This is a genomic window from Ornithinimicrobium sp., assembly GCF_051004135.1.
In the GTDB taxonomy this organism is placed as follows: Bacteria; Actinomycetota; Actinomycetes; order Actinomycetales; family Dermatophilaceae; genus Ornithinicoccus.
Window position 1 is genome coordinate 1 of record NZ_JBPCKQ010000022.1, and the last position, 4,938, is coordinate 4,938.

The window sequence follows — 4,938 nt, forward strand, 5'->3', positions numbered from 1 at the left end:
ACCAGGGCCTCACACCTACAACAGCACCGCGTACTACGAGGGCGGACAACCAGTGAGGCTCCGCCTCTGACCGCCGAGGTGCGGGCTGCCTGGGTGTTGTGGGCGCACGCGAACATGGGCACCGCGGCCCATATGGCTGGCCGCCGCCGTCTGCTGCGCCGAGGTGCCGAGCTCCAAGGGAGTCGGCCGTGCCATCAAAGTGGCTGGTCAGGAGGTTATCCTGCGAGTTGTGGAGCAGACCTGGCCAGTGTACTCGGCCCTAGAACTCAAGACAAACGTCAGAGTTCTAGCGACCGAGGATCCCTAGCGACCGAGGATCCCTAGCTGGTCCCTGCTCCTCGGTGGTGGGATGAGTCGTGCGGCGGCACCCTGCGACACTGCTCGGGGCCGACGTGGGCTGGCGTCGGGCTAGACCAGGGCTAGGCGGGAACCCCCGTCGGAGGGTCGGGTGCGTACGTTCCAGGGTTTCGGTTCAGCCAGAAGTCCGCTGCGCTGCCGGGCCGACTCATCCGGTCGTCCTGCGACGTCCAGATGATGATGTCGAGGAGGCGCAGGTCGGTCGCCACGTCGATGTGCGGCACGACTTCGCGCACCCGCTCACGCACAGCCGCCAGGCGCTCTGCTTGCTCGCGAAGCACCGAGCGCATCGCACTCAGGGTGGCCAGGATGCGCGCCCACCGCGGCTCTCTGCCTTCACTGAAGCCGGTCCGCTCGAATCCCATCGCGATGGCCACGTAGCCGTCCAGGACGGGCACCTGCTCGGGCCGGTACAGGGCGAGCATCTTCGTGATTTTGGGCGCCCAAACGCCTGGGTAGCCGAACCTGCAGGCGAGGGTGAGCGCGTCTAGCGCGGTGTCATTGAGGTCGGCCAGCGGTGCTCGGGGGATCGGCGCCAACCGGGCAGCAAGGTCCTCACGGCGCTCGAGCGTGAAGCCGGCCAGGTCGGGTACAGACAGACGGCCAGCCAGTGCGTCGGCCCATAGCAGGGACCAGGGAGCCAGCTCATCGAAATGACCAGCGGCCCGTGCCGCCGGGCCAGCAAGGTCGTAGGTCTGCCAGCCGCTGGTCGGGCTGGTGCAGAAGGCTGTGGTGCGCTGGACGGCGTCGTTGAGAGTGACCGTTCCAATACCGCCCACCATTCCCGGGGACAGGTCAATCGATTCGCTCTCGGCCCGGCTTCGCACGTCGAAGCCAAGGGCGCGCAGTACCGGGGCAACGTTGTCCTTGCCTCCGCGCAGCTCGTCCCAACGTAGAGGGGTTCCGTGCTGGTGCCCGTGCGCCGCGGCGGCGATCGCCTTGGACGCGTAGCGCCTGTGCTCGTACACGAGGTGATAGTCCTTCGCCGGACGAACCCCGTATTTCTCGAGGAACGCAGCCTCGCCCAGCCGGTCGTACTCGGCAATCGCACGCTTGACCGCTTCCGCGTCAGTGATGTCCCGTAGTCCCATCCCCGGACGGTACCGAAGCCGGCAAACAAGCGGCGCGTTGGTGTCGAGAAGCGGTCAGCCGCACCTCCCGGCAATCCGGCCGTAGCGTCAGCCCCGAGTCGGCCCGTCCGACTTTGCCCCGCTCACAGGTTGGTGTGCACAAATCGAGAACTACCAAAACGCACCGCCATACCGCGTTGCGTAGCACTGCCTCCTTCTTGGTCCAACTGAGCCGTTGCCTGAGACGTCCGCTACTTCCGTGCCGAACGCGTCTTTCCGCCGCCTGCGGACGCCCGTGACGAGCCGAACGGGGTTAGCGTCGGTGAGGTCCAGGTGCCTGGCCGCGTTGGCGGCGAGCGGGGTCCGGGCCGTTTGCCAGGTCGCTGCGTGAGGTGACCCCCATGTCCGGTCCGACCACCCTTTTGCCGTTCCAGCCCGCAACGATGTCAACCGCCCAACTGGCGGCGGTGTCCTACCTGGCCCGCTACTCCGGGCGCACCCACACCCTGTACGCCTACCAGCTGAAGCAGTGGTTCGCCTGGTGCGAGGGAAGCGCGCTGGACCCGCTGGTCGGGATTCAGCGAGCCCACGTCGAGCTGTACATCCGCCAGCTCGGCGACGGCGGGCTGATGGACTCCTCCGTCGTGACGATGCTGCACGCCGTGCGCGGCTACTTCCGGTTCGCCCACATCGACGGCCTTATCGCCGCGGACCCCGCCGTCTATGCCCGGCTGCCGAAGATCCACACGGATGAGTCCCGCACCCATGGGCTGGACCGGCTCGAGCTGATCCGGTTCCTTCAGATCGCCCAGACCCTCACCGTCCATCACGGCGCCCTGGCCTACCTGTTGGGCATCAACGCCCTGCGCGCCTCCGAAGCCGCGGCGGTGCGGATCGAGGACTACGCCGACACTCTGCGCGGACACCGGGTGCTGCACCTGGTCGGCAAGGGCAACAAGCCGGCCACCATGCCGCTCACCTTCCCGGTCCTGCGCGTCCTGGAAGCCTGCCGCGGCCAGCGGACCTGCGGGCCGCTGGTGCTGCGACCGGTCTCCGGAAAGCCGATCGAGCGACGCGACGCCTACCGTATGGTCACCCGGATCGCGAAGGTCGCAAGCATCCCAAGGCACATCAGCCCGCACTCACTGGCGGCACGCCGCGATCACCAATGCCTTGGACGCCGGCGTCCCCCTGCGGGACGCTCAGATCCTGGCCCGGCACGCCGACCCCTGCACCACCGAGCACTACGACCGCGCCCGAGGCAACCTCGACCGACACGCCGTCCACTTCCTCACCGCATACGTCGCCGGTGTCTGAAGAGCCGACCCACCAGCGGCGCTTCCGTCCAGTTTGGGCTGGGTCCAAGACAGCTAGCGCTTTCCCGTCGTGCTCAGTCGGCGACATGTGCTGTCCGCACGTTTCGCCCAATCCGTGCGCCTGAGTTTTCCGTGGCCATGGACACGGGTGTGAACTGATCCGCGTCACCGCCACTGCATGAGGCGCGAACGCGCCCCGGGATCGGGGTGCCCCCGCGTGCGTGCTGATGCGCGCCCCTGCTCTGGCTTGATCGAGGCGTCAGACCCATCCGCCCCAGCGACTCTGCCGCTCGTGGAGAACCCGCGTTCACAACGCAACGCCCCATGGTGGCCCGTCCAACGGGGGTATTGAACTCTCATCCTGTCCGCGGGCTCCATCGCTATCGGCGTCTTCTTCGTCGCGATGGGTGGGCGGCGGATACTGGTGGCCCCAGCGGCAGTGGCACTCATCTTGCTGGCTTGGCCGGTGCCGGCTGGCTGGCTGGCTGGAGCACCTACCCCGCTCGAACGAGCCTGGGACATGACACGACGCCGGGGCTGAACTCGCGCACCTGTCGCGAACAGCGCGCCCCTGGGGGCTTGTTCACGTCGACGAGTGTCATTTATAGTCGACACATGGTCGAAGTCGTCAGTACCGACGACTTCGACAAGTGGCTACGGAAACTCAAAGACCGGGTCGGCCGACTCCGCATCGTCGAACGTCTCGACCGGCTTGCTGCGGGCAATCCGGGCGATGCCAAGCCGATTGGCCACGGCATCTGGGAACTACGACTGACATTCGGTCCTGGATACCGCGTCTACTACCTACACGACGGCTCACGAGTGATCTTGTTGCTGCGCGGTGGCGACAAGTCAACACAGCCGCGGGACATCGAGCGGGCATACCAGCTGGCAGAGGACTACCGGAGCGAGGAGGGCCAGGACCATGGCTAAGAACGGCAAGTACACGCGCTTCGATGCCGCCGACTACCTTGAGGACCTCGACGACGTCGCAACGTACCTGGAGATCGCACTTCAGGAGTCGGCCGAGGATCCGAGCGCTATCCCCCGGGCACTGGGCGTCATCGCCCGTTCGCAGAACATGAGCGAACTTGCCCGGCGAGTGGGCATGAGCCGCGACGGGCTATACAAGGCACTCTCAGCCGACGGCAACCCGACGTGGTCGACCATTCTGAAAGTCACCAACGCACTCGGCCTGCGCTTCGAACTGCACACCGTCGCCTGACCCAAGACGCCAGCCAGGCTCACCAGCGCCGCTGCATTCTGCTCCGATGAGCACGTGCGTCCTTTCGCCGCCTGTCGGCGCCATGTCGTGCGCTGGAAGCGCGGTGGGTTTCGCCCTGCCGCACGTCTGCGAAAGCCCGCCCCGGTCCTGGAACGACGCTACGGTTGGAACCCAGCCTGTCCCGACTCCTGTGGTGTTGGATGGGACACCAGGAGAGGGAGCGCCGAGTCGATGATCCTCCCCAAGGTTCGGGACCCTCGCTTGGTGACGGTTCGTCGCGGCGGGAGTCTCACTGATTCGGATCACCATCTCCTCGCTCTCTGGGCGGCGTCGTGCGCGGACCACGTTCTTCCCCTTTTCGAGTCGGCTCAGCCTGATGACCCACGACCACGTGAAGCCATCGGACATGCCCGCGCCTGGGTCCGTGGTGAGGTCCAGATGATGCAGGCCCGTGCGGCGGGCGGTCACGCCATGGGTGCGGCCAGACCGCTGCGTGGGGCAGCGCGGCATGCGGCATACGCTGCTGGCCAGGCTGGCGCCGTCGCGCACGTCGCCGCGCACGAACTCGGTGCGGCCGCCTACGGCATCAAGGCCGCACGCGCTGCGGCGCCGGAAGGGCAGATCGAGGCTGCGGGCCGACTCGAGTGCCAGTGGCAGCGTGACCAGCTCCCTGAGGATATTCGTGAGCTGGTACTGGACGACCAACGCCTGCGCAACGACATCTGCTGGTCAGTGTTCGACTGTTGAGCGGGCTTGGGTGCGCCATAGGGACTTGGGAACTGGCGCGATCCGCTGATCGAGCCAAGCTGGAGAAGGTGCCGCATTCCGCCGCGAGAGGACCTAATTGTGAGGGGTCTGCTCAGTAGCCGACGGTGACTTCGGCGGAGCTGCGTGGGACGCTGAACGAGTGATGCGTATACCGCCGCCGGTTCTAGCGCTTTCTGCGGGTCTTGTTCAGCGTGCACTGGCC

The 4,938-nt window shown here is 66.7% G+C and carries 5 protein-coding genes; 4 read left to right on the forward strand and 1 reads right to left on the reverse strand.

Annotated elements, in window-relative coordinates; translation table 11 throughout:
• Positions 1–419 precede the first annotated feature (419 nt).
• On the reverse strand, positions 420–1,448 hold the full coding sequence (locus ACR2FV_RS01250; protein ID WP_434013913.1) for a DUF6308 family protein: 1,029 nt from the start codon (positions 1,446–1,448) through the stop codon (positions 420–422).
• 422 nt (positions 1,449–1,870) lie between these two features.
• Between ACR2FV_RS01250 and ACR2FV_RS01255 the strand changes: the two genes are divergently transcribed.
• The 4 genes from ACR2FV_RS01255 (at position 1,871) to ACR2FV_RS01270 (ending at position 4,715) form a co-directional block, all read left to right on the forward strand.
• Positions 1,871–2,902 (forward strand): tyrosine-type recombinase/integrase, encoded by a 1,032-nt coding sequence (locus ACR2FV_RS01255; protein ID WP_434013914.1) that lies wholly within the window; start codon positions 1,871–1,873, stop codon positions 2,900–2,902.
• Between the two features lie 456 nt (positions 2,903–3,358).
• Positions 3,359–3,676, forward strand: a complete 318-nt coding sequence (locus tag ACR2FV_RS01260; RefSeq protein ID WP_434013915.1) for a type II toxin-antitoxin system RelE/ParE family toxin — start codon at positions 3,359–3,361, stop codon at positions 3,674–3,676.
• Positions 3,669–3,968, forward strand: a complete 300-nt coding sequence (locus ACR2FV_RS01265) for an addiction module antidote protein (protein WP_434013916.1) — start codon at positions 3,669–3,671, stop codon at positions 3,966–3,968. The genes ACR2FV_RS01260 and ACR2FV_RS01265 overlap by 8 nt, the downstream gene beginning before the upstream one ends.
• Positions 3,969–4,199: 231 nt before the next feature.
• Positions 4,200–4,715 carry a putative immunity protein gene (locus ACR2FV_RS01270; protein WP_434013917.1) on the forward strand — a complete coding sequence of 172 codons (516 nt, stop codon included), beginning with the start codon at positions 4,200–4,202 and terminating at the stop codon, positions 4,713–4,715.
• The last annotated feature ends 223 nt before the right edge of the window (positions 4,716–4,938 follow it).